This window comes from Nocardia sp. CDC159, assembly GCF_023740735.1.
GTDB lineage: Bacteria > Actinomycetota > Actinomycetes > Mycobacteriales > Mycobacteriaceae > Nocardia > Nocardia pulmonis.
The window spans coordinates 353,033-379,681 of the sequence record NZ_JAMRXH010000006.1; the positions used below are offsets into that span (position 1 = coordinate 353,033).

General features: G+C 67.5%; 29 protein-coding genes and 1 riboswitch. Of the genes, 10 read left to right on the plus strand and 19 right to left on the minus strand.

Annotated elements, in window-relative coordinates; all coding sequences use genetic code 11:
• Nucleotides 1-176: 176 nt before the first annotated feature.
• Nucleotides 177-1,160, minus strand: coding sequence for a Gfo/Idh/MocA family protein (locus NDR87_RS16435; RefSeq protein ID WP_251913511.1), 984 nt, complete (start codon nucleotides 1,158-1,160; stop codon nucleotides 177-179).
• A 175-nt stretch (nucleotides 1,161-1,335) separates the two neighbouring features.
• On the opposite strand from NDR87_RS16435, the gene NDR87_RS16440 reads away from it, so the two are divergent.
• Nucleotides 1,336-1,743, plus strand: coding sequence for a hypothetical protein (locus NDR87_RS16440; RefSeq protein ID WP_251913509.1), 408 nt, complete (start codon nucleotides 1,336-1,338; stop codon nucleotides 1,741-1,743).
• A gap of 2 nt (nucleotides 1,744-1,745) precedes the next feature.
• Here the strand turns inward: NDR87_RS16440 and NDR87_RS16445 are convergent, their stop codons facing one another.
• Nucleotides 1,746-2,672: an aldo/keto reductase gene (locus tag NDR87_RS16445; protein WP_251913874.1), complete on the minus strand. Its 927-nt coding sequence runs from the start codon at nucleotides 2,670-2,672 to the stop codon at nucleotides 1,746-1,748.
• 152 nt (nucleotides 2,673-2,824) lie between these two features.
• On the minus strand, nucleotides 2,825-2,986 hold the full coding sequence (locus NDR87_RS16450; protein WP_251913894.1) for a hypothetical protein: 162 nt from the start codon (nucleotides 2,984-2,986) through the stop codon (nucleotides 2,825-2,827).
• Nucleotides 2,987-3,142: 156 nt separating this feature from the next.
• On the opposite strand from NDR87_RS16450, the gene NDR87_RS16455 reads away from it, so the two are divergent.
• A complete protein-coding gene (locus tag NDR87_RS16455; RefSeq protein ID WP_251913507.1) occupies nucleotides 3,143-3,457 on the plus strand; it encodes a helix-turn-helix transcriptional regulator in 315 nt (104 codons plus the stop codon).
• 89 nt (nucleotides 3,458-3,546) lie between these two features.
• On the opposite strand, the gene NDR87_RS16460 is transcribed toward NDR87_RS16455, so the two are convergent.
• The 6 genes from NDR87_RS16460 to NDR87_RS16485 all read right to left on the minus strand — a co-directional run bounded on the left by NDR87_RS16460 (nucleotide 3,547) and on the right by NDR87_RS16485 (nucleotide 9,167).
• The gene (locus NDR87_RS16460; protein ID WP_251913505.1) at nucleotides 3,547-3,756 is read right to left on the minus strand and encodes a DUF397 domain-containing protein; all 210 of its coding nucleotides are present in this window, start codon (nucleotides 3,754-3,756) and stop codon (nucleotides 3,547-3,549) included.
• The gene (locus NDR87_RS16465; RefSeq protein WP_251913504.1) at nucleotides 3,704-4,651 is read right to left on the minus strand and encodes a helix-turn-helix transcriptional regulator; all 948 of its coding nucleotides are present in this window, start codon (nucleotides 4,649-4,651) and stop codon (nucleotides 3,704-3,706) included. The genes NDR87_RS16460 and NDR87_RS16465 overlap by 53 nt, the downstream gene beginning before the upstream one ends.
• A gap of 190 nt (nucleotides 4,652-4,841) precedes the next feature.
• On the minus strand, nucleotides 4,842-5,660 hold the full coding sequence (locus NDR87_RS16470) for a M48 family metalloprotease (RefSeq protein ID WP_251913503.1): 819 nt from the start codon (nucleotides 5,658-5,660) through the stop codon (nucleotides 4,842-4,844).
• A gap of 339 nt (nucleotides 5,661-5,999) precedes the next feature.
• The gene (locus NDR87_RS16475) at nucleotides 6,000-6,557 is read right to left on the minus strand and encodes a hypothetical protein (RefSeq protein ID WP_251941162.1); all 558 of its coding nucleotides are present in this window, start codon (nucleotides 6,555-6,557) and stop codon (nucleotides 6,000-6,002) included.
• A gap of 490 nt (nucleotides 6,558-7,047) precedes the next feature.
• Nucleotides 7,048-8,214: an RNA polymerase sigma factor RpoD gene (gene rpoD / locus NDR87_RS16480; protein WP_372494190.1), complete on the minus strand. Its 1,167-nt coding sequence runs from the start codon at nucleotides 8,212-8,214 to the stop codon at nucleotides 7,048-7,050.
• Entirely contained in the window at nucleotides 8,211-9,167 is a 957-nt protein-coding gene (locus NDR87_RS16485) for a GlxA family transcriptional regulator (protein ID WP_251913499.1), read from the minus strand. Before NDR87_RS16485 ends, rpoD begins: the two co-directional genes overlap by 4 nt.
• Nucleotides 9,168-9,380: 213 nt before the next feature.
• Between NDR87_RS16485 and NDR87_RS16490 the strand changes: the two genes are divergently transcribed.
• The 6 genes from NDR87_RS16490 to NDR87_RS16515 all read left to right on the plus strand — a co-directional run bounded on the left by NDR87_RS16490 (nucleotide 9,381) and on the right by NDR87_RS16515 (nucleotide 13,903).
• Nucleotides 9,381-9,803 (plus strand): DUF6010 family protein, encoded by a 423-nt coding sequence (locus tag NDR87_RS16490; protein WP_251913497.1) that lies wholly within the window; start codon nucleotides 9,381-9,383, stop codon nucleotides 9,801-9,803.
• 209 nt (nucleotides 9,804-10,012) lie between these two features.
• On the plus strand, nucleotides 10,013-10,243 hold the full coding sequence (locus NDR87_RS16495) for a hypothetical protein (protein ID WP_251913495.1): 231 nt from the start codon (nucleotides 10,013-10,015) through the stop codon (nucleotides 10,241-10,243).
• Nucleotides 10,244-10,381: 138 nt separating this feature from the next.
• A complete protein-coding gene (locus NDR87_RS16500) occupies nucleotides 10,382-11,260 on the plus strand; it encodes an ABC transporter ATP-binding protein (RefSeq protein ID WP_251913494.1) in 879 nt (292 codons plus the stop codon).
• Nucleotides 11,257-12,075 carry an ABC transporter permease gene (locus NDR87_RS16505; protein WP_251913491.1) on the plus strand — a complete coding sequence of 273 codons (819 nt, stop codon included), beginning with the start codon at nucleotides 11,257-11,259 and terminating at the stop codon, nucleotides 12,073-12,075. Before NDR87_RS16500 ends, NDR87_RS16505 begins: the two co-directional genes overlap by 4 nt.
• Before the next feature lie 20 nt (nucleotides 12,076-12,095).
• Nucleotides 12,096-13,268 carry a sensor histidine kinase gene (locus tag NDR87_RS16510; RefSeq protein WP_251913490.1) on the plus strand — a complete coding sequence of 391 codons (1,173 nt, stop codon included), beginning with the start codon at nucleotides 12,096-12,098 and terminating at the stop codon, nucleotides 13,266-13,268.
• Nucleotides 13,265-13,903: a response regulator transcription factor gene (locus NDR87_RS16515; protein WP_251913489.1), complete on the plus strand. Its 639-nt coding sequence runs from the start codon at nucleotides 13,265-13,267 to the stop codon at nucleotides 13,901-13,903. The genes NDR87_RS16510 and NDR87_RS16515 overlap by 4 nt, the downstream gene beginning before the upstream one ends.
• Before the next feature lie 189 nt (nucleotides 13,904-14,092).
• On the opposite strand, the gene NDR87_RS16520 is transcribed toward NDR87_RS16515, so the two are convergent.
• The 5 genes from NDR87_RS16520 to NDR87_RS16540 form a co-directional block, all read right to left on the minus strand.
• Nucleotides 14,093-15,454: an L-serine ammonia-lyase gene (locus NDR87_RS16520; RefSeq protein ID WP_251913486.1), complete on the minus strand. Its 1,362-nt coding sequence runs from the start codon at nucleotides 15,452-15,454 to the stop codon at nucleotides 14,093-14,095.
• Nucleotides 15,455-15,471: 17 nt separating this feature from the next.
• Nucleotides 15,472-15,843, minus strand: coding sequence for a glycine cleavage system protein GcvH (gcvH, locus tag NDR87_RS16525; protein ID WP_251913484.1), 372 nt, complete (start codon nucleotides 15,841-15,843; stop codon nucleotides 15,472-15,474).
• A 15-nt stretch (nucleotides 15,844-15,858) separates the two neighbouring features.
• Nucleotides 15,859-16,971 (minus strand): glycine cleavage system aminomethyltransferase GcvT, encoded by a 1,113-nt coding sequence (gene gcvT / locus NDR87_RS16530; protein WP_251913482.1) that lies wholly within the window; start codon nucleotides 16,969-16,971, stop codon nucleotides 15,859-15,861.
• A gap of 140 nt (nucleotides 16,972-17,111) precedes the next feature.
• A riboswitch (glycine riboswitch) is annotated at nucleotides 17,112-17,199 on the minus strand.
• 92 nt (nucleotides 17,200-17,291) lie between these two features.
• Nucleotides 17,292-18,164: a proline iminopeptidase-family hydrolase gene (locus tag NDR87_RS16535; protein ID WP_251913480.1), complete on the minus strand. Its 873-nt coding sequence runs from the start codon at nucleotides 18,162-18,164 to the stop codon at nucleotides 17,292-17,294.
• Nucleotides 18,161-19,285: a lipase family protein gene (locus NDR87_RS16540; RefSeq protein WP_251913478.1), complete on the minus strand. Its 1,125-nt coding sequence runs from the start codon at nucleotides 19,283-19,285 to the stop codon at nucleotides 18,161-18,163. The genes NDR87_RS16535 and NDR87_RS16540 overlap by 4 nt, the downstream gene beginning before the upstream one ends.
• Before the next feature lie 121 nt (nucleotides 19,286-19,406).
• On the opposite strand from NDR87_RS16540, the gene NDR87_RS16545 reads away from it, so the two are divergent.
• Entirely contained in the window at nucleotides 19,407-20,036 is a 630-nt protein-coding gene (locus NDR87_RS16545) for a TetR/AcrR family transcriptional regulator (protein WP_251913476.1), read from the plus strand.
• 10 nt (nucleotides 20,037-20,046) lie between these two features.
• Entirely contained in the window at nucleotides 20,047-21,696 is a 1,650-nt protein-coding gene (locus NDR87_RS16550; protein WP_251913473.1) for an FUSC family protein, read from the plus strand.
• Nucleotide 21,697: 1 nt separating this feature from the next.
• Here NDR87_RS16550 and NDR87_RS16555 read toward each other — a convergent pair whose 3' ends face one another.
• From NDR87_RS16555 to NDR87_RS16575, 5 genes are all read right to left on the minus strand, one after another.
• The gene (locus NDR87_RS16555) at nucleotides 21,698-23,236 is read right to left on the minus strand and encodes an alkaline phosphatase (RefSeq protein ID WP_251913471.1); all 1,539 of its coding nucleotides are present in this window, start codon (nucleotides 23,234-23,236) and stop codon (nucleotides 21,698-21,700) included.
• A gap of 73 nt (nucleotides 23,237-23,309) precedes the next feature.
• Nucleotides 23,310-24,053: an ESX secretion-associated protein EspG gene (locus NDR87_RS16560; protein ID WP_251913469.1), complete on the minus strand. Its 744-nt coding sequence runs from the start codon at nucleotides 24,051-24,053 to the stop codon at nucleotides 23,310-23,312.
• A gap of 27 nt (nucleotides 24,054-24,080) precedes the next feature.
• A complete protein-coding gene (locus tag NDR87_RS16565; protein WP_251941166.1) occupies nucleotides 24,081-25,502 on the minus strand; it encodes a hypothetical protein in 1,422 nt (473 codons plus the stop codon).
• The gene (locus tag NDR87_RS16570) at nucleotides 25,502-25,915 is read right to left on the minus strand and encodes a hypothetical protein (RefSeq protein WP_251913467.1); all 414 of its coding nucleotides are present in this window, start codon (nucleotides 25,913-25,915) and stop codon (nucleotides 25,502-25,504) included. The genes NDR87_RS16565 and NDR87_RS16570 overlap by 1 nt, the downstream gene beginning before the upstream one ends.
• Before the next feature lie 77 nt (nucleotides 25,916-25,992).
• On the minus strand, nucleotides 25,993-26,619 hold the full coding sequence (locus NDR87_RS16575; protein ID WP_251913465.1) for a DUF3558 domain-containing protein: 627 nt from the start codon (nucleotides 26,617-26,619) through the stop codon (nucleotides 25,993-25,995).
• Between the last annotated feature and the right edge of the window lie 30 nt (nucleotides 26,620-26,649).

Here is a 26,649-nt window from a genome sequence, read left to right on the forward strand (position 1 = left end):
CGGGTGGGGTTCGGGATGTGCTTGGGCCCCCGGACCTCCCCCTCGAGTCAGCGCCCGCCGCGCCGAACCATCCGCCATCCAACGTAATGCGGCCGGGCCTGGAGCCCGGCCGCCGCAATTTCATCGTCGCCCCGGTGAATCGATCGAAAAATTCCCAGAACGCACGCCGAAAACGGTCACGGCGGGTATGCCACCCCAATCCCAGCCCGGATCTCGTCCATGGTGCGCAGCACACCGAGGGTCTCGGCCAAGGGGACCAGCGGGCTCTCGGTCAGACCCTTGCGCAGGCACTGATGCACCTCCAGCGCCTCGTGCGCCATTCCGCGCCCGATGAGCGGTGTCTCGACGCACTCGACCCGCTCGCCGCCGCGCCAGATGTGAAATCCGGACGGCGCGAAGAAATCTCGCCCCAGCTCGATGCGGCCCTCGGTGCCCGAGACGGTCGCCGAACAGGGCCCGTCGACGGCGATGGAGCTGGTGACCACGGCCACGCCGCCGCCGGGATGGCCGAGGGTGATCGCGCTGGTCTCGTCCACCCCCTCCGGGGTCAGGGTCGCGCGGGCGGTGATCGAATCCGGCGCGCCGAAGACCAGCCGGGCGATGGTCAGGGCATAGATGCCGACATCGAGCAGGCTGCCCCCGCCCAACTTCGGATCGCGTACGCGGTGGCCCGGACCGGCGCCGAAGTCGACGCTGAAATCGGCATGCACCAGCCTGGGCTCACCGATCACACCCGCGGCGAGCGACTCACGCAACGCGAGGATCGCCGGAACACACCGAGTCCACATCGCTTCCATGAGAAACACACCCGCATCCCGCGCGATGCGGACCAGATCCGCGCCGCGCTCGGCATCGAGCGTCAGCGGCTTCTCACACAGCACGGCCTTGCCCGCCTCGAGGCACAGCGCGCTCGCGGCATGATGGGCCGGATGCGGTGTCGCCACATACACCACGTCGACATCTGGATCGCCCGCCAGCCCGCTCCACGCACCGTAGGCCCGCGCGATCCCGTGCTCGGCCGCGAAGGCGTGCGCCGCCTCCTCGGTCCGCGACGCCACCGCGACGACCTCCGCATCCGGCAGCAGCCGCAGATCCTTGACGAACGCGTGCGCGATGCTCCCGGTCGCGAGAATCCCCCAGCGAATCTTCCGTTCCGTCACCGCCCCACAGTAATCGGCAGATGGCTGGGATCGGTTGCCGTTCGTCGCCGCTCGCGGAAAGCCGATGATCACATCCCGGGCCGTGCGCAACCCGGCCGGGCATCGGTTGCCGGGGCCTATTAGGGTTCGGACCGCAGCAGTTGCCGTCATCGAACCAGAACCGTAGAGGAAACGTATGCGCCGCACCGCGATCGCCGTCTCGCTGCTCGTCGTCGCCGTAGCCGTCGGCGGCTGCGGCGGGTCCGATGGGTCCGACGGGGGACATGGGCAGCATCCCACCACGACGGCCACGATTCCGGCCGCCGCCGCGGGTGGGCAGACGGCGGCCGGAAAGTGCGAGAGTCAGCAGTGGCCACAGCCGCTGCCCGATTTCCGCGGCAAACGGCTGGCGGACACCGTGGTCGGTCCGGCGCTGTGCTACGACATCACCGAGGTCGCCGCCCCCGACGGCAGCGACGTCCGGCAGGATCCCAAGGCGCTCACTACCCCGTGGACCATTACCGACCAGTCGCCCGCGCCGGGCACGCAGGTCACCGGCAGCACCCCGGTCACGCTGAAAGTCGAAGCGGCACAGCGTAACTGATCCTACTTGCCGGTGGCGCGCTGCATCTCCTCCGGATAGCGCGCCCCGGCGACGGCCTCGACGGGCGCGGCGGTCTCGATGCGCGCCAGATCCTGCTCCGAGAGCTCGATCTCGGCCGCGGCCACATTCTCCTCCAGGTAGGTGCGGCGCTTGGTTCCCGGAATCGGCACCACATCCGCACCCTGATGCTGCACCCAGGCCAGCGCCAACTGCCCTGCGGTGACGCCCTTCTCGGCGGCCAGCTTGCGCAGCTCCTCGACCAGGGTGAGATTGCGATCCAGGTTGTCCTCGCTGAAGCGCGGCAGTCGACGGCGGAAATCGTCGGCGGGCAGATCCGCGGCCGAGGCGATCGCGCCGGTCAGCATGCCACGACCCAGCGGTGAGAACGGCACGATGCCGATGCCGAGCTCGCGGCAGGTGGGCAGCACCTCGGCCTCGATGTCGCGGGTCCACAGCGACCATTCGCTCTGCAGCGCGGTGACCGGATGCACCGTATGCGCCCGACGGATGGTGTCCGCGGACGCCTCGGAAATGCCGAGGTAACGCACCTTTCCGGCCTGCACCAGCTCCGACAGCGCACCCCAGGTCTCCTCGACCGGAACGTTCGGATCCACCCGGTGCTGATAGAACAGATCAATGTGGTCGACGCCGAGCCGCGCGAGCGAGGCGTCCACGCACTGCCGCACATAGGCCGCGTCCCCGCGCGCCTCCGCCGGACCCCGGTCGCTCCACACGATCCCGAACTTCGTCGCCAGCACCACCTGATCGCGACGTCCGGCAATGGCACGCCCGACCAGTTCCTCGTTCTCCCCGTTGCCGTAGACGTCGGCGGTATCGAGCAGCGTGACACCCAGATCCAGCGCGCGATGAATGGTCGCGATGGACTCCTGGTCGTCACCGCGCACTCCATAGGCGTGACTCATGCCCATGCAGCCGAGCCCCTGCGCGCCGACGGTGAGCTCGCCCAACTTCCTGGTTCCGATCGTGGACACCAGTCCTCCTTCGTAGTGCCGAATCCGTGAGCCGCGCTCACGGATTCGACGCTACGACTTGGAGTGCTCTCCAGGTCAAGCCGATTGCGTCAGGCCTTGCCCGAACCTGCTCGGCGTTCGCTGGGAGCCTGCATCACCTGCGCCCACCAGGAGGCGAGTGGACTCGGATCGGGCCAGACGACGGCATCGTCGATGGCTTCGGCCTCCTCACGCGGCGACACGGGAGCGGCCTGCGGACGGACAATCATCACGAATCTCCTCCGGAAACTCTTCGCCTCCGGCTCACAAGGGGTGAGCGACTCAGATCTATGTCTTAAGAGGTAGATTTTGTATAGCAGATGAACAAGGTGGGCTCAAGGGTCGTGGTCCCTATAATTCCGTTGTCGGATAGGAGGTGAGCCGTGGAAATGGGTCGTGACCAGGGGGAGCAGCCGGATCCCGCCGCGGGTGTGTACGCGATCTCGGTGGCGGCCGATCTCTCCGGTATAGGGGTGCAGACCCTGCGCCTCTACGAGCGCCACGGTCTGCTCAGCCCCGCCCGCAGTGCGGGCGGCACCCGGCGCTACAGCAGCAACGACCTGGCCCGGCTGCGCCGCATCGTGGCGCTGGTCCAGGACGGAGTCAACCTGGCGGGCGTCCGCCGCATCCTCGAATTGGAAGACGACAATGCCGCGCTGCGGGCAGCCAACCGCAACGGCGTTGCGTCCCAGGCCGATTCGTAGCTGTGTCTTGATTGTCCGATTATATATCAAGAGCCCGAAAAGCGCTGTAATACAGTGATTTTCGGGCTCCCGTATGTGGTTGTTCGAGGCTACTGATTGAAGTAGCCGGTCTTCAGGCTCGAAGTGAAGGCGTCCCATTCGGCCGGGGTGAAGACAAGAGCGGGACCGGTCGGGTTTTTGGAGTCACGCACGCCGACCATATCCCCGTCGAGAAACGCGACCTCGACGCAGTCCTTGCCGCCTGCGCTACGGCTGCTCTTGAACCACGAGGCCTCCGACACGTCGACGATTCCCACCACGGTCATACTCCTTAGCTACCTGCCGCAGCAGGTGTTTGCTCTCTGCCACGCTCAAAGCTACTCGTTGCACCCCTCCGAATGCTTCGCGATACCTCTCGACGCTGGTCGGTCGCTCGAGATACAGATCCCCGGCGAAGCATTCGATGTAAACGACCGATGGTTGGATAGGTTGCCCATCATGGCCCACGCCGAAGTCCAGGATCGTGAACGGCCCGGTCGCGATACCGAGAGGGAATCCTACTGAGTCCGGCAATATTCGAAGTGTCACGTTCATCGGCAGATCAGCGAGATGACGACACTGTGCGGCCATGACCTTCGGCCCACCGACATTCTTGTACAGCACTCCTTCGTCGATGATCAGTTCCACATCGATGGGTGAGTGTCGACGAGTGATTCGCTTCTGTCGCATCCGGCGTACTTCGACGCGGCGCTGGAGCGCTTCTGGGGTGTCCTCTGTGAAGTACAACCGATCCAACGCACGCGCGTAGTTGGCCGTCTGGAAGAGTCCCGAAATCATGTCTGTGCGGTAGATGCGCAACTTGTGCGCGTTGGCTTCGAGCCCGAGGCCTATGTCGAACGAGCCGAGGATGACATCCCCGAACTGCTGCCACCAGTTGGGCTCTCGGCTTTGGGCCGCGAGCATTTTCAGCACAGGAAGGAGGTCGTCGCGACTGTACAGCCCGCACAGCTTCTCGAGGTCTTCGTCATGAATCTTCTTCGCCTCGCCGGTCTCGAGTCGCTGGAGCGTGCCGTCTCCGCGTCCGATGAGCCGGGCTGCCGTATGTATGGTCAGCCCGGTAGCTGAACGCATGTCCCGGAGCAGGTGCCCGAGTTGTCGGTGTGGTACGCCCACAGCCTCTTTCGGCCCCGCCTGCTCCTGCTTCCCATTACTCATGACTGATGCTCCCCGTCTGGATGATGGACCGTGCCATTCGTGGATCGTCCGCTGGGCAAACGCTCGAATCCCCCTCGATCAACCCAGCGGCTCATCCACTTTCGCTGTCGTTGTGATTCAGTCGCGATGTACCGACGACCACCGATCCGCTCCAACCTCCCCACAAGGCGAGCAGATCCAACTTTACACATCAATTAGAAGGAGATCTCGAAATCGGCTCTCGAGCAACATCGGCCAAAGCATGCATCCGGTCACGAATCCTGCGGACTCGCTGTGCTGCCGACGGGTGCGTAAGGGAGGCTGGCAGGCATTCGGCAGGGAGCTCGGATAGGTATCGCGCAAGCCCGAAGCCATATCCAAGCTCCACGGCCACTCGATCGGCGAAGAATTCCTGGCTCCAATGCAATTGCATCTGCACCAGTTGGTGTAGTAGACAAGCCGCTGCCAGGCCGGTCGCTGTCGGCATTCCTACCGCAGGCGCCATCGCGGCCACGAAAGCCGCGAATGCCGCGGGTACGAGGCCCGCCAGCGCTACGGCCCATGGCAGCGACATCCTGGCTCTGGCGGAGAGGTCGAGAAGAACGTCGACGGGCCCACCGAAAACGGCGCGAACAGGCATGGCAGTCAACGTATCCAGGCTTCGGTAGAGGATTCCACCCAGCAAATGGTGGCCGAGTTCGTGGGCCAGCACGGCCCGGAGGCAGACCGAGTCGCCCCGCACCACTCCCGCCGATACGGCGATGACGCGGCGTGGCATAGCCCCGGCGCGCCGTTCGAGCGAGTACCGCAGCAACATCCGGTACGCGGATGGGCGCAGCGCGGCCACACGCTCGACCTCACGCCACGCCGACATCAGGATGTCACTCGCCTCGGCTTGCTCCGGTGGATGCCGAGCTGCAGAAAGGCCTTTCTCGTCGACCAACCACGCCCGCTTCTCCTCGTGCACGACGTTCGCCCGCACAAACAGCACGAACAGCCAGGGCAGTACTCGCAGCGCGATCACGACCATCGTCGGCCACCATCCGAGCCAAAGATGAATCGAACCCACAATCGCGGCGGTGGCTGCCGACCATGGCAAGAGCAGCAGCAACCGTGCACTACCGAACCCACCCGCAGCCACCACGACGCCCGGATCGGCGCGCCCGGAGCCGGTGGAACGAAACTCATGGCCGCGCTCGCCTTCAAACCATTGACCGATATGTCACGGCCCAAGGTACGTACGGCGAAAGGCCGGGGCATCGGATGAAAGTCGCATTCACGCGCAACCTGGGTCGCACGGCGCGACCGATGGGTCAACCAGGGGGTTGGATGCGTTACCGCTCGGATGTTTTCGTGTTCGGAAAACCCATCACGGCGGGGAGAACCGCCAAGCGGTGTGCCGTGGACGCGGATCACCATGGCCGACCGTCCGGGTAACCAGCACCCGGTCCAATCCGAGACGGAACAGATGCGCGTCGTCCTCGGGAGCCGCGACATCGAACGTGGACCGTTCGGCGACGTACAGATCCGCCACGGCTCGCCGTACACCCACGTCCACAACGTTCTCGGCTCGCCCCGTGCAGTAGAAGGCATCCTCGTTGTCATCACACGGGAACGAGTGCAATGAGTACCGCCCATCCCGATGCAGATCATCCCGTTTCGGCCCCGGCACGATGAACGCATACAGCTCATCCGGCGCGCCCCGCGCGCCGCCCTCGGGGAACAGCAGCGGGCATATCGGATGAATGCGCGGCCCTCCATCACGGCGAACGGTAGCCAGAAACCCCAGCCCGACACCGACTTGGTACAGCAAGGCCCGCCCAGCATCGGCAAGATCGGGACGACTCCGCTGAAATTCACTCCAATTCACCACGGCCACAAGTGTTTCAGAGCCGACGATCCGACATCGAAGATTCATGCCAACCACTCGAGGACCAGACGCCGAGCCGCTGCGCGGCCCGCGGCATTGTCGAGAACCACCTGACTGTCGGCCGGGGCCGCACACCACACCCGACGGGCGGGAAACTATATGGGCTGCAATCGATGTCGGGTAACCCCGCGCCCCCGCAGCGTGCCGGGGACGGCGAGCAGGCGGCGCGCCCGTGACCGATACACCTAGTCCTGGCCCGGAACTGGGACGAGCTGTGATGGCGTAGAGTCGAGGCAACGAGGTCGTCGAGACCTTCCAAACAAAGGACCAACCAGTTGTCCGATAAATCTCCGCGTAGCAAGATGTCCAAGGCTCAGGGCAAATCCCTGAAAGAGAAACGAGCGGAGAAGAAGGCCAAGTCGGCCACCCCGCAACCTGGAATCGAAGGCTCCGAGAAGAAGATCAAGAAGCGCGGATAACCTGCCCTGCCCGCGCCGAGGATGGTCTGGACTGGGGGGCCAAGTCGGTCCATCCTCGCCGCGGTCGACTACTCGAGGTAGTCGTGCAGTAATCGCGAACGGGATGGGTGACGCAGTTTCGACATCGTCTTCGATTCGATCTGCCGGATCCGCTCCCGAGTGACGCCGTAGACCTTCCCGACGTCGTCGAGGGTTCGAGGCTGCCCATCACCCAGGCCGTAACGCAGGCGCATGATACCGGCTTCGCGCTCGCTGAGCGTGTCGAGCACCACCTGCAGTTGCTCCTGCAGCAGGGTGAACCCCACCGCCTCGACCGCGACGACGGCCTCGGAGTCTTCGATGAAGTCGCCGATCTGGCCGGCGCCCTCGTCACCGATCGGCTGATCCAACGATATCGGCTCCCGTGCGATCTGCCGGATCTCCAGCACTCTCGCGGGGGTGATACCCAATTCCCCGGCCAGCTCTACCGCGGTGGCCTCGCGGCCCAGCTGCTGAAACAGATCGCGCTGCACACGTCCGAGTCTGTTGACGATCTCCACCATGTGCACGGGGATGCGGATCGTGCGAGCCTGGTCGGCCATCGCGCGAGAAATCGCCTGACGAATCCACCACGTGGCATAGGTCGAGAACTTGAACCCCCTACTGTAGTCGAACTTTTCGACCGCCCGCAGCAGGCCCAGATTGCCCTCCTGGATCAAGTCGAGAAACGCCATCCCCCGCCCGGTGTACCGCTTGGCGATCGATACCACCAAGCGCAGATTCGCCTCGAGCAGATGATCCTTCGCACGGACACCATCCAGCACGATCCAGGACAGATCTCGGCACTGTGCCGCATCGAGACCCGATGGCACCTCGGACTCGACCCGCAGCTTCTCCGCCGCATACAGTCCGACCTCGATCCGAACCGCCAGATCGACCTCTTCGGCCGCGGAGAGCAGCGGAACTCGCCCGATCTGCTTCAGATATACCCGTATCGAGTCCCCACCAGCGGTGAGCTCTGCTTCCTTCCGAGCCCGACGCAGTGTCGGGGACTCGTCCTCGTCCCACACATCGTCGCCGGCGTCAGTTTGTTCGGCAAGAGCGCCGGTAGGATCTCGGTCGTCCGTGTCGCTTGCGGTCGTCGCCACATTCGCCTCTCCGGGAGATTCGGGTGGCATCGCGATTCGACAAACAGGACCGCAGAGGCCTCGAGCAGCTCGGCAATCACCGGAACCACCAACCAGCCTACTCGTCAACAGACGGTAGGGCGCGCGACCATCGCATGGCGGTACGCGTTGGGGGTCACGCCGACGGTGCGCTTGAAGTTGTCTCGGAACGCGGTCGGTGAGCCGAAGCCCACTTGGGCGCCGATGCGGTCGACGGTGTGGTCGGTCGTTTCCAGCAGGTGCTGGGCACGGCGGATGCGGGCGCGATGCAGCCAGCGCAGTGGCGTGGTACCGACCTGGGAGCGAAACTGGCGCAACAGAGTTCGCGTGCTGGTGCCCGCCTCGGCCGCGATATCGGCGATGGTGAGGTCGCGGGACAGGTTGTCCTGTAACCACAGCAGCAGCGGCTCCAGGGTGGCGCCGTGCGGTGCGGGCGGGTGCGGCTGGACGATGAACTGTGCCTGGCCGCCCTCGCGTTCGAGCGGCATCACCGACAGCCGGGCGGCGTCGGCCGCTACGGCCGAGCCGTAGTCGCGACGGATCAGGTGTAGGCACAGGTCCAATCCGGCGGAGGCGCCGGCGGAGGTGAGAATCTGGCCGTTGTCCACATAAAGCACCCCCGGATCGACCTCGACCCGCGGGTAGCTGGCCGCCAGCAGATCGGTCACGGCCCAGTGCGTTGTCGCTCGCAGCCCGTCCAGCAGGCCGGTGGCTGCCAGGGGGAATGTCCCGGTGCAGATGGAGGCGATCCTCGTGCCCGTTGCCGCGGCAGCCAGGATCGCGTCTCGCACGGTGGGCGACAGCGGCGCGATCGGGTCGGCGACCCCCGGGACGATCACGGTATCCGCCTCGGCCACCGCGTCGAGGCCCCACGGCGCGCGCAGGACGAACGCGCCCGCATCCACCTCCGGCCGCTCGGCGCAGATGCGGACGCGATAGGCGCGGCGGCCGTCCGGTAGGCGAGTGCGGTCGAAAACCTCGACCGGAGTGGACAAATCGAACGGGATCACGCCGTCCAGAGCCAGGACTGCGACAGTGTGCATGGCGTGAAACTACCCCATCGCCGGGTCCGCGCCATGACTGCGAATGTGCATGTAAGGGCCGGGCTAGGCTACGAAAACCGTGGCGCGACCGGTTGATTCGCCCTGGCGTTTTTCCGTGGGGATATGACAGAAATGCCACTGGGGCGCGCCCCGGCGGGGAGATACCTTCGTGACCGATCCAGCCCCGAGCGCACCACGAGGAGTCACCCGACCATGAATTCCGCCGTCACCAATGTCGTTGCGCCGCTTCTGATCGGCGTCTTGTATGCCCTGTTGATGTCGCTGATCCGGGAACCACATCGGCGCACTTTCAACGCGATCATGGTCGCCGGAGCGGGGGCGGCCTATCTCAGTGGCGGCGGCCTCGGGGGATGGGAGTACCTGCTCACCGCCGTCATCACCTACTGCGCGTTCCGCGGCCTCCAGTCGTGGCGGTTCATCGGAATCGCTTGGCTGCTGCACAGCGCGGTCGATGTGTGGCACCACCTCGAGGGCCATCCGATTGTGCCCTTCGCCCACGATTCTTCGCTCGGCTGCGCGGTCTGCGACCCTGTGATCGCGCTCTGGTGCCTGCGCGGTGGTCCCGATCTGCTCGCCTCGGCCCGCGGTCGTAGCCGCTCATCCGGCCGGGTATAAGGGCGCGGCAATCACGTCAGAACCACCTCTAGGTGGGCTCGACGGGGGTTTCGTTCTTGGTAGTCCGCACTGTGGAGCAGGTCGTTGGTCATCTGGACGCCGGATGCTGTGACCTGCGGTTAATTTTCCGCAAATCCGGGAAATACCCCGATGCACGTGTACCAGGTAACGAGCAAAGCTCCACGACTGCGATTCGAAGGAGGATTCTCATGCGATTCGCCAAGGTAGGTGCTTTGGCTGTGGCGCTGGCGGGTGCGTTCCTGGCCGGGACCGGCGTCGCACAGGCCGAGGAATCCGTTGTGGTGACCAGCGAATTGCTGGGCTGCGCGGCCAAAGCCTCGATGGACACATCCATCCTGCATACGGTCCAGCCCGGCCAGTCGGTGACCATTTCCGACGAGTTGGCCGCTGAACTGCGCCAAATGAATTGTCCGATGTGACCTGGGATCCGGTTGTCCTGGCCCGCGGGCCAGGACAACCGGTCATCTCGTGGCAGTTTCACGCTCCACCATCCGGTGGATGCGCTACCGGCCGCGCGGTGGTTCCGCCGAACACCGTGCCTCGGCGAGGCTCGGAGTATGGAATCGGTTGTCCACGCACGAGGTTTGCGCAAGGCGTATCGGGGAGTCGCGGCGGTCGACGGGGTCGATCTGACGGTCGAGCGCGGCGAGGTGTTCGCGCTGCTCGGGCCCAATGGCGCGGGTAAGACGACGACCATCGAAATACTCGAGGGCTACCGCCGCCGGGACGCGGGGGAGCTGCGGGTGCTCGGAGTCGACCCCGGCCGGGCCGACGCGCGCTGGCGGGCCCGGATCGGAGTGGTCGTGCAGCAGGCCGGTGATGCGGGGGAGCTGACCGTGCGGGAGGTGATCGAACACTTCGCGCTGTACTACCCGGACGCTCGCGATCCATGGGATGTTGCCCGGCTCGTCGGCCTCACCGACCGGTGGCGTACGCGGGTGCACAAACTGTCCGGTGGGCAACGGCGGCGGCTCGATGTGGCGCTCGGCATCATCGGCAGGCCCGAACTGCTCTTTCTGGACGAGCCGACCACCGGATTCGATCCGGCCGCGCGGCGGCGGTTCTGGGAGGTGGTGCGCATGCTGGCCGCCGAGGGCGGCACCGTCCTGCTCACCACGCACTATCTCGAGGAGGCCGAGGCGCTCGCCGATCGGGTGGCGGTGATCGTCGACGGCCGGATCATCGCCGTGGGGCGGCCGGACGAACTGGGCGGCCGTCGCCGAAATCTGGCGTCCGTGCACTGGCGGGAGAACGGCACCGAGCGCGTCGCGCGGACCGGTGAACCGACACGAGCCGTGCTGGACCTCCACGCCCGAGTCGGCGGCGAGATCCCCGCCCTACAGGTTCGGCGTCCTACCTTGGAGGACATCTACCTCGAACTCATCGGCGCCCCAGGCGATGTCGCCCGTGCTGACCGCGAGGAGGCCGCGGTATGACCACGACGGCACGACTGCCCTCGCCGTGGCGGGTGGGCCTCGCGCGGGGCGGGCTCGAGCTGAAACAGTTCTTCCGCGAGCGAGATTCCGTCGTCTTCACCTTCGCACTGCCCATCGTGCTGTTCGTCTTGTTCAGTGCGGTTTTCGGGGAAACGGACATCGGCGGGACGGTGCCCTACACCCAGGCCCTGCTGCCCGCGATGATCACCGCCGGACTCGCCTCCACCACACTGGTGAATCTCGCGATCTGGATCGCGGTCGATCGCGACAACAACACCCTGCGGCGGCTGGTCACCACGCCGATGTCCCGGCTCTCCTATTTCCTCGGCAAGATCATCATGGTGATCGTCGTCGGCGCGTTGGAAACCCTTGCGCTGGTGGGGATCGGCGTGGTCGGTTACGGGGTGGAGCTGCCGTCGACTCCGCAGCGATGGTTCACCTTCGCCTGGGTCGGCGTGCTCGCGTTGGCGACCTTCGGCGTGCTCGGTGTCGCACTGTCGAGCCTGCCCCGCAGTGCACGGTCGGCCGCCGCCGTGGTGAATGTGCCGGTGCTGCTGTTGCTGTTCGTCTCCGGCATCTATGTGCCGCTGACGATGCTGCCCGACTGGCTGCAGGACGCGTCCGGGATCTTTCCGCTGCGCTGGGTGGGGCAGGGGCTGCGCTCGGCGTTTCTCCCGGATGCCGTGGCCGCGCGGACCGAGGCCGGAAACGGCTGGGAGCATGCGCGGGTGCTGACGATGTTGGTGGCCTGGTTCATGATCGGGCTGGTGGCGTGCCTGACCACGTTCCGGTGGAAGCGCCGGGGCGACGGCTGAAACCTCGTAGGCTGCCGGTGATGGCTGTGCGCGACCACGGAGCGGAGCGCTCGTTCTTCGAGCGCTCGATCTCGTGGTGGCACGGGATGTGCGCGGCCGTCCTGACCGCGACCGCGTTCGCATTCCTCATCTCGCCCGACGAACTCGTGCGCCATCGTGCACTCGGTATCGGGCTGACGGCACTCATGGGCCTCGCGTATCTCGTTGTGGGACATCGCTTGCTCTATACCGATGACGTCCGGGCCGCCGTGGTCTACGCCGCGTTCTCGAGTGCGGCCGCCCTGGCCCTCCTGAGCGTGGGGCCTGCGGGATATCTGGCGTTGCTCACGGTCTTCACCCAGCTGTGGGCGATGCTGCCGGTGCGCTGGGCGATCGCGCTCACCACCGCGCTCGGCCTCTGCCTCTGCCTGATCATCGTCGGCCGCATCGGCTGGACGACGAACGCGGTGCTGCTCGCGGCGCTGACCGGGGTGCTCGTCCTCGGTAGCAATGTGTTCCTGGGACTGTGGATCCATGGCATCGAAAAAGAGAGCGAGCGTCGTAAGGAGCTGATAGCCCAACTGCGGCAAGCGCATTCGGATCTCGCCGAGGCGCATCGCCGCGAGGGCGTGCTGGCCGAACGCGAACGGCTGGCCGCCGAAATCCACGACACGCTCGCCCAGGCGTTCCTCAGCATCCTCGTGCAGGCGCAGGCCGCCGATGCGGTGGCCGACAACGATGTCGTCCGCGAACGGCTGGCTCTCATCGAACGCACCGCGCGCGAAAACCTCGCCGAGGCAAGGGCACTCGTCGCCGCGCTCGCCCCGGCCGATCTGCGCGGGCGGACGCTTGCCGACGCACTGCAGCGGATTGTCGAACGGTTGGGCGACGACGGCTTGGCGACTCGTTTCACGATCGACGGTGAGCCGCGCAGACTGCCCGCCAACTCCGAGGTGGTGCTGCTGCGCGGCGCCCAGGAGGCATTGACGAACGTGCGCAAGCACGCCGACGCCTCCCGGGTCGACGTCCGATTGCGCTATGGCGTAGCCAGCGCCACCCTCGAGGTCCGTGACGATGGCTGCGGCTTCGACCCCACGCACGCAACAGGTTTCGGGCTGCGCGGCATGCGCGCCCGGATCGAGCAGGTCGGCGGAACCTTAGCGGTCGAGACCGAACCCGGGGCCGGGACGACGATCAGGCTGGAGGTCCCATGATTCGCGTACTCCTCGCCGACGACCATCCCGTGGTCCGCGGCGGCCTGGCCGCCCTGCTCGCGGCCGAGCCGGATGTCGAGGTGGCGGGCGAGGCCGGTGACGGCGAGCAGGCGGTGGCCCTCGCCCTCACCCTGCGCCCCGACGTCGTGCTCATGGACCTGCGCATGCCCCGCCTGCACGGCGCGGCCGCCACCGCCCGAATCCTCGCCCAGCTCCCCGAAACCCGCGTCCTCGTCCTGACCACCTACGACACCGACGCCGACATCGTCCGCGCGGTGGAAGCCGGAGCCGCGGGTTACCTCCTGAAGGACACCCCCCGCCCCGAACTCGCGGCAGCCGTCCGAGCGGCCGCCCGCGGCGAAACCGTCCTCGCACCCCCGATAGCCGCAAAACTGATCACCCGCCTCCGCACCCCACCGCCCAACACCCTGACCCCACGCGAACTGGAGGTCCTCACCGCCGTCTCCCGCGGCCTCACCAACGCCGAAATCGCCCGCGAACTGTTCATCGGCGAATCGACGGTGAAAACGCACCTGCTGAAGATCTTCGCGAAACTCGGCGTCGACGACCGCACCCGAGCCGTCACCCTGGCTTGGGAACGCGGCCTGCTACCGCCGCCGGGGCAGCAGGGGTGAGTGGCCGGGCCTCGGTCACGGCGCGCGGAACTGCGGACGGTGGCGCCGCCCGCAGTTCGGATCAGTTCACGCCGGGGCGATCACTGCGGCTCGAACGAGCGAATCTGGTGGTCGCCCACCAGGTTTCCGCCATTGTTGCCGGTCGTGGAGCCGAACTCGTCGGGTGAGCAGATCGGCGGTGGTTGCGCCTCAACACTCGATCACATTCACCGCCAACCCGCCCCGGCTGGTCTCCTTGTACTTGTCGCTCATATCCGCCCCGGTCGCCCGCATCGTCCGAATCGCCTTGTCGAGCGAAACCACGTGAACCCCGTTGCCCCGCAACGCGATCCGGGACGCGTTGATCGCCTTGACCGCCGCCACGGCATTGCGTTCGATGCACGGGATCTGGACCAGGCCGCCGATCGGGTCGCAGGTCAGGCCGAGGTGGTGTTCCAGACCGATCTCCGCGGCGTTCTCAACCTGTTCGGGGGTGCCGCCCAGGACCTCGGTGAGGGCGGCGGCGGCCATGGCGCAGGCGGAGCCCACCTCGCCCTGGCAGCCGACCTCGGCGCCGGAGATCGAGCCGGTTTCCTTGAGTACCACGCCGATCGCGCCCGCGGTGAGCAGGAAGCGGATGATGCCGGGGTCGTCGGCGCCGGGGACGAAGTTGCGGTAGTAGTGCAGGACGGCGGGGACGATGCCCGCCGCGCCGTTGGTGGGAGCGGTGACCACGCGGCCGCCTGCGGCGTTCTCCTCGTTGACCGCCATCGCGTACAGGCTCACCCAGTCCATGGCCACCAGCGGGTCGCCGGGTTCCTCGGCGGTCAGCTTGTCGTGCAAGGTTTTCGCGCGGCGCGGGACGAGCAGTCCGCCGGGGAGGATGCCGTCGCGTTCGCAGCCGCGGCGCACACAGTCGGCCATCACCTGCCAGATGCGCAGCAGGCCCGCATCGATCTCGGCGTCGTCGCGCCGGGCGCGCTCGTTGGCGCGCATGACCGCGCTCACCGGAAGGCCGTTGTCGCGGCAATGGGTGAGCAGATCGTCGGCGGTGCGGAACGGGAAGGGGACGGCCTGTTCGGTGGCGGGTGCGGGCGGAGCGGCGTCGTCGAGGACGAAGCCGCCGCCGATGGAGTAGTAGACGCGTTCCGACAGTAGGGAATTCGCGGCGTCGAAGGCGCGAAAGCGCATGCCGTTCGGATGGCCGGGAAGCGATTCCCGGCCGTTGAGCACCAGATCGGTGGTCTCGTCGAAGACGATCTCGGGTCCGCCGGGCAGGCGCAGACGGCGATCCGAGCGCACGGCGTCGACCGTCTTGGGGGCCAGGTCGGTGTCGACGGACTCGGGGCGTTCACCGCACAGCCCGAGGATCACCGCCTGATCGCTGCCGTGGCCACGCCCGGTCGCGCCGAGCGAACCGTACAGCTCGGCCACCACCCGGGCCGTGCGGTTCAGATCGCCCTGTGCGGCAAGCGATTCGACGAAGGTCAGGGCCGCGCGCATCGGCCCGACGGTATGCGAACTCGACGGTCCGACGCCGATGCTGAACATGTCGAACACGCTCAGAGCCATGGCCGTGTCACCCCTTCTCAGGCGTTGGTCAGCGCCGCGTAGGCGGCGGCATCGAGGAGTTCGCCGACCTCCTCGACCCGGACCCGGAAGAGCCAGCCCTTGCCGTAGGGGTCGGTGTTGACGACCTCGGGACCGTCCAGGACCGCGTCGTTGACCTCGACGACCGCGCCGGAGACGGGGGAGTACAGGTCGCTGACGGATTTGGTCGATTCGATCTCGCCGCAGGTCTCGCCGCGGGCGACGGTGTCACCGACCGCGGGCAGCTGAACGAAGACGATGTCGCCGAGCGAGGACGCGGCGTATTCGGTCACGCCGATGGTGGCGATGTCGCCCTCGGTGTCGAGCCACTCGTGCTCTTCGGTGTAGCGCAGGTGTTCGGGAAAGCTCATGGGGTACAGCGCCTTTCAGGAACGAGAGTAGAAGGGGAGGGCGGTGGTCTCGACCGGTTCGCGGCGGCCGCGGATATCGACGGTCAGCGCGGCGCCGGGCTCGGCATGTTTGAGATCGACCATGGCCATGGCGATCGGCCTGCCCAGGGTGGGGGAGAGTGCGCCACTGGTGACGACGCCGATCTCGGTGTCGCCGTAGAAGATCGGATAGCCGTGGCGGGGCGCGCGGCGGCCCGCGCCGACCAGCCCGACCAGGGTCCGATCCCAGCCCGCCTGCTCTCGCGCGGCCAGCGCCTTGCGGCCGACGAAGGGGCCGGGCTTGTCGAACTTCACCACCCGGCCCAGGCCGACCTCGAACGGTGTGACACCGACGTGAAGTTCGTTGCCGTACAACGGCATTCCGGCCTCGAGTCGCAGCGTGTCGCGGCAGGCCAGGCCGGCCGGCCGCAGTCCGTGCGGGCCACCGGCCTCGACCAGCGCCCCCCAGATCTCGGCGGACCGATCGGGTGCGCAGTACACCTCGAAACCGTCCTCACCGGTGTAGCCGGTGCGGGCCAGCAGCACATCGACACCGGTGAGGCGGGCGGGGGTGCTGGCGTAGTACTTCAGCGCGGGCAGGTCGGCGTCGGTGACCGCGCCGACGATCGCGGCCGAGCGGGGACCCTGCACCGCGATGAGCGCGTAGTCCGCGGAGCGGTTGGTCACCTCGGCGGCGAATCCGTGCGCCCGATCACGCAGCAGGACGTAGATCACGTGCGCGTTGGCGGCATTGGCCACCACCAGGAACCGCTCGGCGGCGAGCCGATAGACCACCAGGTCGTCCAGGACGCCGCCGTTGTCGTGGCACAGCATCGTGTAGCGGGCCCGGCCCACCGGAACCTTGGACAGGTGGCCCACCAGCGCGAAGTCCAGCATGCGTGCGGCCTCCGGTCCGGACACCTCGAGTTCGCCCATATGGGACAGGTCGAAGATGCCCGCGGCCTCGCGCACCGCGCGATGTTCGGCGAGCTCGCTGCTGTAGCGCACGGGCATGCGCCACCCGGCGAAGTCGATGAACGAGGCGCCCGATGCGGCGTGCACGGCATCCAACGGTGACGGCGTATTCGCCGACGGCCCAGCGACAGTCATGGGAAAGTCCTCGGTTCGACCTGGGCTTTCGCCCGGTAACGGAACTCCCCCTCTGTCATGGGACCTGAGAGCTTCACCGCCCGCGCGGGGCGGTTTGCACCGTGGGTGAGGCGCTCGGTGCGCCTGCTTTCCAGAGTGGCCTGATCGAAGCGGTACCTGTACCTGAGAGATTCCGGGGAGGTTGCTCCTTCGGCGCCCCGTGACCGGGGGCTCTCCCGCTCCAATTCGTAGCGGCCCGATATTCGATTGTGTCGCACAGCATAGGCGACGATGGCCGCACCGGCACAGTGGGGCAGTAGGGGTGCCGCTGAGCTGCGCGGTCAACCTTCGTCGAGCGGGCCGAGGAAATCGACCAGCTCGGCGCGGAACGCGTCCCACTGCTCGGCGAAGCACAGATGCGAGGCGTCCTCAATGATCGCCAGCCGCGAGCCCGGGATGCGGCGGTGCATATCCTCGAGGTGCGCCGGGCGGCATTCGTCGTGGCGGCCCCCGATGAGCAGGGTCGGGACGGTGATCTCACCCAAGCGCTCGGTGACGTCCCAATCCTTCAACGTGCCGGTGACGGTGAACTCGCTCGGCCCGTTCATGGTGTGGTACACCTGCTCGCCGAGCCCGGCGAAGGACCGTTCCAGTCCGGCGGGCCACGGCCGCATCCGGCAGACGTGTTCGCGGTAGAAGCCGAGGATCGCGGCCTGGTATTCGGGGCATGCTGTGCAGCCGCTGTTTTCGTGCTCGCGGATGGTGCGCTGGACCTCGGCGGGCTGGCCCGCCAGCAGCTCCGCGCACTCGCGGGACCAACGCGGCATGCTGGCCGGGCTGCCGACCAGCACGAGGCTGTCCGGCGCCGGGCCGCGGTCGAGCACGTACTGCAGGGCCAGCATGCCGCCCCAGGAGCTGCCGAGCAGATGGACGCGGTCCAGCCCGAGCGCGTCGCGCACGACGGCCAGTTCGTCCACGAACCGCTCGACCGTCCACAGCGAAATATCGTCCGGCCGTTCGGAATTGCCGCAGCCGAGCTGGTCGTAGAAGATCACCCGGCGCTCGTCGGCGAGGCGGCCCAGCACCTCCATATAGTTGTGGGTGAAGCCGGGTCCGCCGTGCAGGCACAGCAGCGGCACGTCACCCTCGCCGAGCGACCGATACCAGACCCGTCCGCCCGGGACCGGGAGGTAGCCCTCCTCGCCGTGGCTCATGCGAACACCCGGGCGACGAACGGCAGGCTGTCGGGCAGCGAGCCCATCACGGTGGCGAGATGGTCCTTGCCCGGGTAGAAGTGCACCTCCGGGCGCACACCGTGGGCCTCGAGGTCGGCGACCAGTTTCGCGGTCATCTCCGGGAATTCGTCGGTGTCGTCGAGTCCCTGGCCGATGAACAGCGGGCGGTCGTATCCGGTCAGGGGAAGATCCATCACCTCGTGCGCGACGGCCGAAAATTCACCCTCCGACAGTGGTCGGGCGATGAGCTGCTTGGGCTCGATGCCCTGGGAGCGCGCGACCATATCGTCGAAGCAGAGGGTCTGCGCCGCGGTGGCCAGCTCCTTGCCCAGGGGAGTGAGGTAGCTGTCGAGATCGAATCCGGGACGGGCGGCCTGGATTCCGTTGATGATGTAGGTGGCGTAGGCGGTGACATTGGCGTTGTGCAGATCCGGCATCATCGGATTGCTCAGCACGATCGCGGCGTCCTGCAGGCTGGAGGCGGGGCCGGTCGCCACCGCGCCGCGGTAGTCCAGTTCGGGCGCGTAGCTGGTGGCCAGCGCCGCGGTGGCGACCGCCGCGCCGCCGCCCTGGGACTGACCGACGGCGACCCAGGTGGTCGACAGCGAATCGTCGGCCGCGTGCGCGGCGCGCACCATATCGATACCGGCATGCGCCTCGGCGCGGGCGTCGAGGAAGGCATGCCCGCCCGGGGTGCCCAGGCCGATGTAGTCGGTGGCGACGACGGCATAGCCCTGCCGCATCCAGGTGGCCAGATACCGGTTCTCCAGGTCGATGCGGCCCAGGGTCGAGGGGGCGCAGGCGTCGCCGACGCCGGTGGTGCCGTGCTCCCAGGACACCACCCGCCAGCCGCCCGGCGGCGGCGTCCCGGCCGGGACGAAGATCACGCCCGTGGACAGCGCGGGCTTGCCTTCCGAGGTTTGCGACCAGTAGGTCAGGCGGCGGGCCCCGCCGGTTCCCTCGATCCAAAGACTCTGCGGCAGTGGTTCATTGGCCACCAGGGTGCCGGGCGCCTGGCCCTCGGGTTCGGCGGAGGCGATCGTGGCGGGCGGCCCGATCAGAAGTACCGCCGCGGCCAGGGTGACGATCGTGCGTCGCATGGGAACCACTCCTCTCTCCGACTCTGTTCGGGGTGTCTCAATGGGACATCACTGTCAGACTATGCTTGTAATGTCACTTTGAGACATCACTTTGTTGTGATCTGGACGACGGAGAGCGGTCATGAGCGAGGTCGGCCGACGACAGGCCCGGGAGAAGGCACGCGTACGGCGTGATCTGATCGCCACGGCCCTGCGGTTGTTCGAGCAGCAGGGTGTCGAGCAGACCACGGTCCAGCAGATCGCCGACGCCGCGGGTGTGACGCGCCGCACCTTTCATCGGCATTTCCTGTCCAAGTGGGCGGTCGTCGGAGCCGAGGAGGACGATGTGCTGACCTGGCTGCTGGCGGCGGTGGAATCCCGCCCGCCCGCCGAATCCGTGCTCACGGCAATGCGTTCGGCGCTGCGTGCCCTGCTGCTGGAGCAGCTGTCGCCCGAGCAGGTCGAGGCCGCCTTCCGCGCTCGTCATCTGCTGAACAGCAATGCGCAGCTGCGGCAACGAAGTTTCCTCGGTGCTCAGCAGCGCCAGCTGCTGCTCGCTCGCGCCTTCGCGGCCCGCTCCGGCTGCCCCGAGGAGGATCTGGGCCCGCAACTCGCCGCCGGAGCATGCCTGGCCGCCATCAATGTCTCCCTGGATCGCTGGGCACGACTCGGCGATCGCAGCGCGATCGCCCTGCACGAGATCATGGATGGCGCCTTGGCGACCCTCGGCAGTGGCATCGACCTACCCGCTGACCAGCGAAGACGGTTATAAGGTTGCTCCGATGCCTCGCGCCTTCGGACGACGCCCCGAACGCCCGCGCCGCAGCCTTCGCCGGGCGCTGACGCTGCGCGGGCTGCTGCGTTTGCGGCCGGCGGGCGATATCTGGCGGTTGTCGGCGCTGAGCGCGGTGATCGCGGTCGGCGTGCCGGAGGTGGTGGTGCTGCTGCTGGCAGGTCACCTCGAGCTCGCCCTCTACACCAGCGCCGGGGGTCTGTGCGCGCTCTACGGTCACGGATTGCCCTACGCGGCCCGGGCTCGGGCCGTGGCCTGGGTGGTGATGGGCATGACCGCGGGGATGGCGGTGGCCTCGACGACCGCCGCGCTCACCGGTGTCGCGGCCGTCCGAGTGGCCGTCATCGCCCTGCTGGCGGCGGCATTCAAGATGGGCTGCGACGCCACGCGGATCGGGCCGCCCGGCATGGTGGTGCCGACCTTCATCACCTCCAGCGCGGCGTTCGTGCCGACTCGACCGGCCGATCTGCCCGTTGATCTGGCGCTGGTACTGCTCGGTGGCGTGCTGTCGTGGCTGGTGTGTATGGCGCCCGCCCTGTTTCGACCGCATCGACCCGAAAGAGCCGCGGTGGCAAGGGCTTTGGAGGCCACGGCGCGACTGCTGCGCACGGCCGAGGACGATCCCGCCGTGGGGCAGGTGCGCCATGAGGCGGCCGCGGCCGTGCACGCCGCGTGGCATACCCTGGGCTCGATTCGCTCCACCACGAGCGAGGTCACGGCGCTGAACAGGTTGGTGGCACAGGCCGGAGCGCTCACCGTGCACCATCGCGGCGAGCAGGCCGATCGGCTCGACGCATGGGCGCGGGAGCTGCGAAAGAGTGGTCCCATACCGGTGATTCGCGTGTCCGCGGCGGAGTCCGCGGAGCTTCGCGGCATAGCGGTGGCGCAGGCCGCGGACGCGCGCACCGGCGGCTGGCAGCGCATTCGCGCCGCCCTCGTGCCGGGATCGCCCCTGTATCCGATCGGCATGCGGGTGGCGCTGGGTGGGGCGGCGGCAGGATGGACCTCGATGGCTCTGGGGGTCGAACGCCCCAACTGGGCGGTGCTGACCGCCGCCGCGACCTTCGTCGCCAATACCGCCGTATCGTGGCAGCGCGCGGTGCTGCGGGTGCTCGGCAGTCTCGGCGGCGTGCTGCTGTTCACCGCCCTCGTACCGGTCACCCGCGGCCCGACGGCGCTGGTCGTCGCAACGGTGGTGCTGATGGTGCCCGTGGAGGCGGCCTTCGCCCGGAACTACGGGCTGGGAATGCTTTTCGTGACGCCGCTGGCCCTCCTGATGTCCGAGTTCGCGGGCGGCCAGTCGGCGCACCGATTGGTCGTCGACCGCTGGCTCGACACCTGCGTGGGCGCCGCGGTGGGCGTGCTGGTCTGCTTCCTCGTGCCCAATCGCCGGGTCGCCGGTCGGGTCGAGGCGGCGCTGCGCGCCCTGGAGGAGATCACCGCGACCGCTCCGGCCGATCCCGACCGCCGCGCGGCCCGAGCCCGGCTGGCCGGAGCCCTGATCGAGGTGCGGGAGGCGGCCGACACGGCGGACGGGGAGTGGTGGAGCGCGCCGCTGCCTGAGCAACGGATCGTCGCGGCGGAGCGTGCCGGGCATCGGGCGCTCGCGCGGATCGCGGTCCCGGTGGACGTCAGCTGACCTAGCTCGGCGGCGCGAGGCGCTGGGTGAACAGCACCGATCCCGTTGAGTCGCAGAGATTTACGGTCAGCTCGCGAGTTTTTCCGTCGATCAGCACCTCACCGAAATGCTGGAACGCGCCGTCCAGCGGTGAGGTGTTCTGCGCGGGCGGGGCGTGCACGAAGACCGCCTCGGGGCCGAAGGTCGGGTCCAGCGGATTTGGACCGAACGCCCCGGCATGCAGTGGCCCGGAGACGAATTCCCAGAACTCGTCGAAGTCGGCGAACGCCGCGCGCTCGGGGGAGTAGCGGTGCGCGGCGCTGTAGTGCACATCGGCGGTCAGCCAGACCACGCCGGTCACGCGATTGGCCTTGATGGCCGAAAGCACCTGGGCGATTTCGGATTCCCGGCCCGAGGGTGCGCCTCGATCGCCGTTGGCGGGGCCCTCGAAGGCGGTCTTGCCGTCGGGCACGACCAGGCCGAGGGGCAGGTCGTTGGCGATGATCTTCCAGGTGGCGCGCGACTCGCGCAGGCCGTCGATGAGCCAGCGGGTCTGGGCGGGGCCGAAGATGCGGCCGTCGGGGGCGGTGTTGGCGCCGTTGGTGTCCTTGTAGGTGCGCATGTCCAGGACGAAGACGTCCAGCAGCGGGCCGTAGGAGATCTTGCGGTGCAGCCGACCATCGACCGCCTCGCGCGGGTCCAACGGCATCCACTCGTGGAACGCCTGCCAGGCGCGGGTGGCCAGCGCGTCCATATCGCGTTCGGTGTAGCCCTTGTCGGCGGCGACGGTGCCGCCGGGGGACCAGTTGTTGGTGGTCTCGTGGTCGTCCCACTGAACCAGTTGCGCCACAGCGGCATTGAAGCGGCGGTAGTGTTCGTCGCCGAGGTTGTAGGCGTATTGGCCGCGGAACTGGTCCAGGGTTTCGGCGGGGGCGTTCTTGGCCTCGGAGACGACGTTGCGCCACACGCGGCCGTCGGGCAGCGTCACCGATTCCTGCAGCGGGTTGTCGGCGTAGACGACGTCGCCGGAGTGCAGGAACAGGTGCGGATCGCGGGCGGCCATGGCCGAGAAGATCCGCATGCCGCCCAGATCCGGATTGCGGCCGAAGCCCTGGCCCGCGACATCGCCGGACCACTGGAGTTTGATATCCGACGGGGCCGTGGGCGCGGTGCGGAACATGCCGGTGAGTGGTTCGGAGGTGGCGCCGTCCTCGCCCTCGAGGGTCACCCGGTAGTGCACCTGCTGGCCCGCGGGAAGTCCCGTAACGCGCACCCGGCCGGTGCCATCGGAATCGGGGGTGAGCATTGGGCCGGTGAAACGCTTTGCGTCGGTGAAGGATTCGGTGGCGGCCGCCTCCACGACCAGCCGTGCCGGTCGATCCGAGCGGGCCCAGATCAGCGCGCCGTCGCTGCGCGGGTCGCCCACGGCGACACCGTGGGTGAGGTTCGGCCGCGCCCGCACCAGGCCCGGACCATCGTTCGAGCAGGCGGCCGGGGCCGGGACCGCGACGAGACCGAGGGCGGAGCCGCGCAGCAGGGTGCGCCGGGAGACAGCAAACATGGCCTCACCCTGCTGCAGCGAACCCAACGAAATGTGAACGCTCCGGGAACAATCGCCTGAAGCTTCGCTCGTTTCAGCGGCCGACGACCGCGTTGCGGGTGCCGAGGAGTAGGTCGTGCAGGTGGCGGGTGAGGGTGTCGGGTGAGCCCGGGGTGAGGGTGAAGTCCTCGGGGCCGTGATGGAGCAGGAGGTAGCGGCCGTCGCGGGGCTGATAGTCCATCCAGTGGAAGCCGCGGCCGTCGGTGGTGGGGCGGGCGTCGAGGGCCGGGCCGGGGAAGACGCCGACCTCGCCGATACTGGAGCGTTTGCGGCGGACGATGCGGTTCAGTTTTTCGTTGTGCGACAGGTGGATCGGGTCGCGGGCGTATTCCGCGGTTTCCAGATCGCTGCGACGGGCGGTGATCGGCGGCCGGGTGCCGGGCGGGCATTTGGGCAGGTTCGCGGCCAGGTGGCCGGGCAGCTCGGCGGCGGCGCAGGCGAGCAGGATGATGTCGCCGCCGTATTCGCGGGTCGAGCCGGGCAGTTGGACCGCCAGGGCCGCGATGCGGCCAACCATGCCCGCGTGCACCCGGACGACGCGGCCGAGGTCCGGCCCGTAGAACCCGTGCATCTCCACGCGGACCTGCGGATTCAGCAGCACCTCGAGCGCACGGTAGAGCCGCTCGCTCGCGGTCTCGGCCAGCCGCTGCGCCGACTCCGCGCGGGCGCGCTGGTAGTCGTCGAGGGCGTCGAACCCCTCGGGCAGATAGCGCAGCGGATACGGCAGGCGGTCGCGGCCGAACGCCTCCAGCGCGATGGTGAAGGTCAATCCGTCCATGCGCCAACGGTTGTCGTTCACGATCGTCTACGCGCCGATCACCCCGCCCGGCGGCAACGCCGGTGGCAGCTCGCCCAGCAGTTCGGACCCGCGATCGTAGATCAGGTAGTCCTTGGTCTTGACCTCGCGCTCGTCGTCGTCATTACCGCGCGCCCCGGGCGCACCCATACCCGGCGCACCCGGCATCCCGGCCTGAGCGGCACGTACCCCCGCCGCTCGCGCCGCGGCCGCGCCACCGGGGGCTTGACCACCGGGGCCGCCCTGTCCACCGGGCAGACCGGGACGCACGGCACCCGAATTCGCCCCGCCGCCAACGCCTCCACCGCTTCGGCCCGGTACGAATCCCGCTCCGCCGCCGACACCGGAGGTACCGCCTTGGCTGGAACCGGATGGCGAACCGGACGACGTACCGCCCCCGCCCGGTGTACCCGAGCCCGCGCCCGCGTTCGGGTTGCCGGAGGCCATTCCGGCCGGATCGGTAGCACTCGCCGGGTTGGTGGTTGCATCCTGACCACTACCGGTGTGCGTCGAATCCTGTTGCGAGCCAGCGCCTTCCGGCCGTACGCGACCGTCGGTACCGCCAGTCCCGCCATCGCTGGGCCCCGACTGCCCGCCGTCTCCACCCGGCGACACCCCGCCCCCAGTACGGCCATCCGACTGCCCACCCGGGCCGACCCTCGAATCGTTGCCACCGGGTCCGTTCACCGGGCTGCTGGGTGTGGGCAGGACGGGCCGCGCGGGGTCGACATCCCGGACGACGTTCTGCTGATACACGGTGGTCATGATGCGCTGCGCGTCCCGCTCGGCCTCCTCGGCGCGGTATTGCGAGCCCTTGAAGTAGTTCTGAGCGGGCACCGGCATCTTGTCGACCACCCAGTCCAGCAGCGCCGACGGCCCATGGCCGGGCTGCGGAATCGAATCCTTGGCCTGCCCAAGGTAATCGGCCTGCAACCCCATCGCTCGGCTGACCAATCGCTGGGCGACGGTGAGCTTGCCGAGATCGTTGCTGAAAGCCTTCATGGAGTCGATGAACGCTCCGGCGGTCTGGCCCTGCATCTTGTCTCGCACGCTCTTGTCGATAGCATTCGCGAAAGCGTCCCGCGCCGCATTGGTGTCCGTTGCGAGCGTTTGCCACATGTTGGCCGAGTCGACGATCCGCCCAGCCTTGACCGATTCGATAGCGTCCCAAATCCTCTGGTGTGACCACGCATCGAATGGTTCAAGCTTGTCACCTACCAGCACCGCCGGGTCATACCCGCCCCCGTGCTGCGTACGCAGACCGTCGTACCCAGCATTGGCCGAATTACGGGCATCCTCCCAGGTCTGCGTGGCCCGATCCTGCATGTCCTGCCGCCTGCGACTCTGCTCGTCCGCTGCACTGGACGACCGGATGATGCCGCCACCGGCGACGACCTGCACCACGTTCGCAATCCATTGCGGATAACCCATCACAGACCCCCGGCTGCCCGGCCAATCGAGCCTGCGGCTGCGGCGTCTTGGCTGGTGAGCTTTTGGATCGATAGGTCGTAGGTGTCGCGCATCAGAGTGACGACCTCAATCGCCTTGCCGTACTGATTGATCAGGGAATCCGGACTGCCGTTGGCCTTTTGCTCGAAAGCGTTCTTCAGCGCCGTCGATGAGGGAAGACTGCCGAATCCGTCGAGCGCGCCCAACCGGTTGGCCTGATTCAGCAACTCGGCGAGTCGCACGCGCATTTCTTCGGCGTGTTTACGAAGCTCCGTGGCCAGGTCGGGATCCAGTCGGAACGTACCGGCTTCTGCTTGTTGCTTCATGTTGCGCCAGTAGCCCAGTTGGTCATCAGACTGCGGTCCACCTGAGCTATGACTCGCCGTGTCTGCCATCGTTTCCCCTCCTTCTCCTTGGTAGTATCACTGACCCCTGAGATGACTGTCCGCCCGCCTCGCGGCCTCCTCGCTAGTCACTTGGGGAGGCTCGGCTCCAGATTGGTCGCGTGAGCAATGGCAATGTCGCAGGGTGGCAATTGCGTCGCCTTCGATTCCTCTCCGTACGTCCAGTACACGTACACCTGGACAGCGCCTTGCGCGAACGGCAGGGTTACGTAGCAGTTGCGCTGGCTGCCACCGGCGTCGAGCGTGTCGAGATGACGTAGGCCCTTCCGGGAACCGATCTGGACGTCCCGAAAGTCCCGGAACTTGTTATTCGTCTTGATCTCATCCAGTGTGGCGCGATAGGTCGCAACACCAACCGAGTAAGGACCTTCCGTGGAGCGCCAGAAGCAGTCTTTGGTGAACGCCTCGACGGGCTGGCCCGAATCAGCCGAAACTTTCTTCGAAGCCGGATCGACGCGTGTTCCTTGCAGCACGTTGTCTGGCAGCTGAGTGCACGGATTCCACAACGGCTCCTTCTGCCCGCTCAGTGTGGTGGCAGTGCTCTGAGATATCGTCGGCCCCCCATCCCCACCACTCCCACACCCCGCCACCGCAACCCCCACCAAGGCCACAGCCACCCCAGCCCTGACTCCCGATGTACCCCATGAGCGGATCAACGATTTCTCCCCTGCGTCGCACTGGCGGTTGTCGCTCATAGGTTATGACGTACCAGCCCCCCGCTCGGT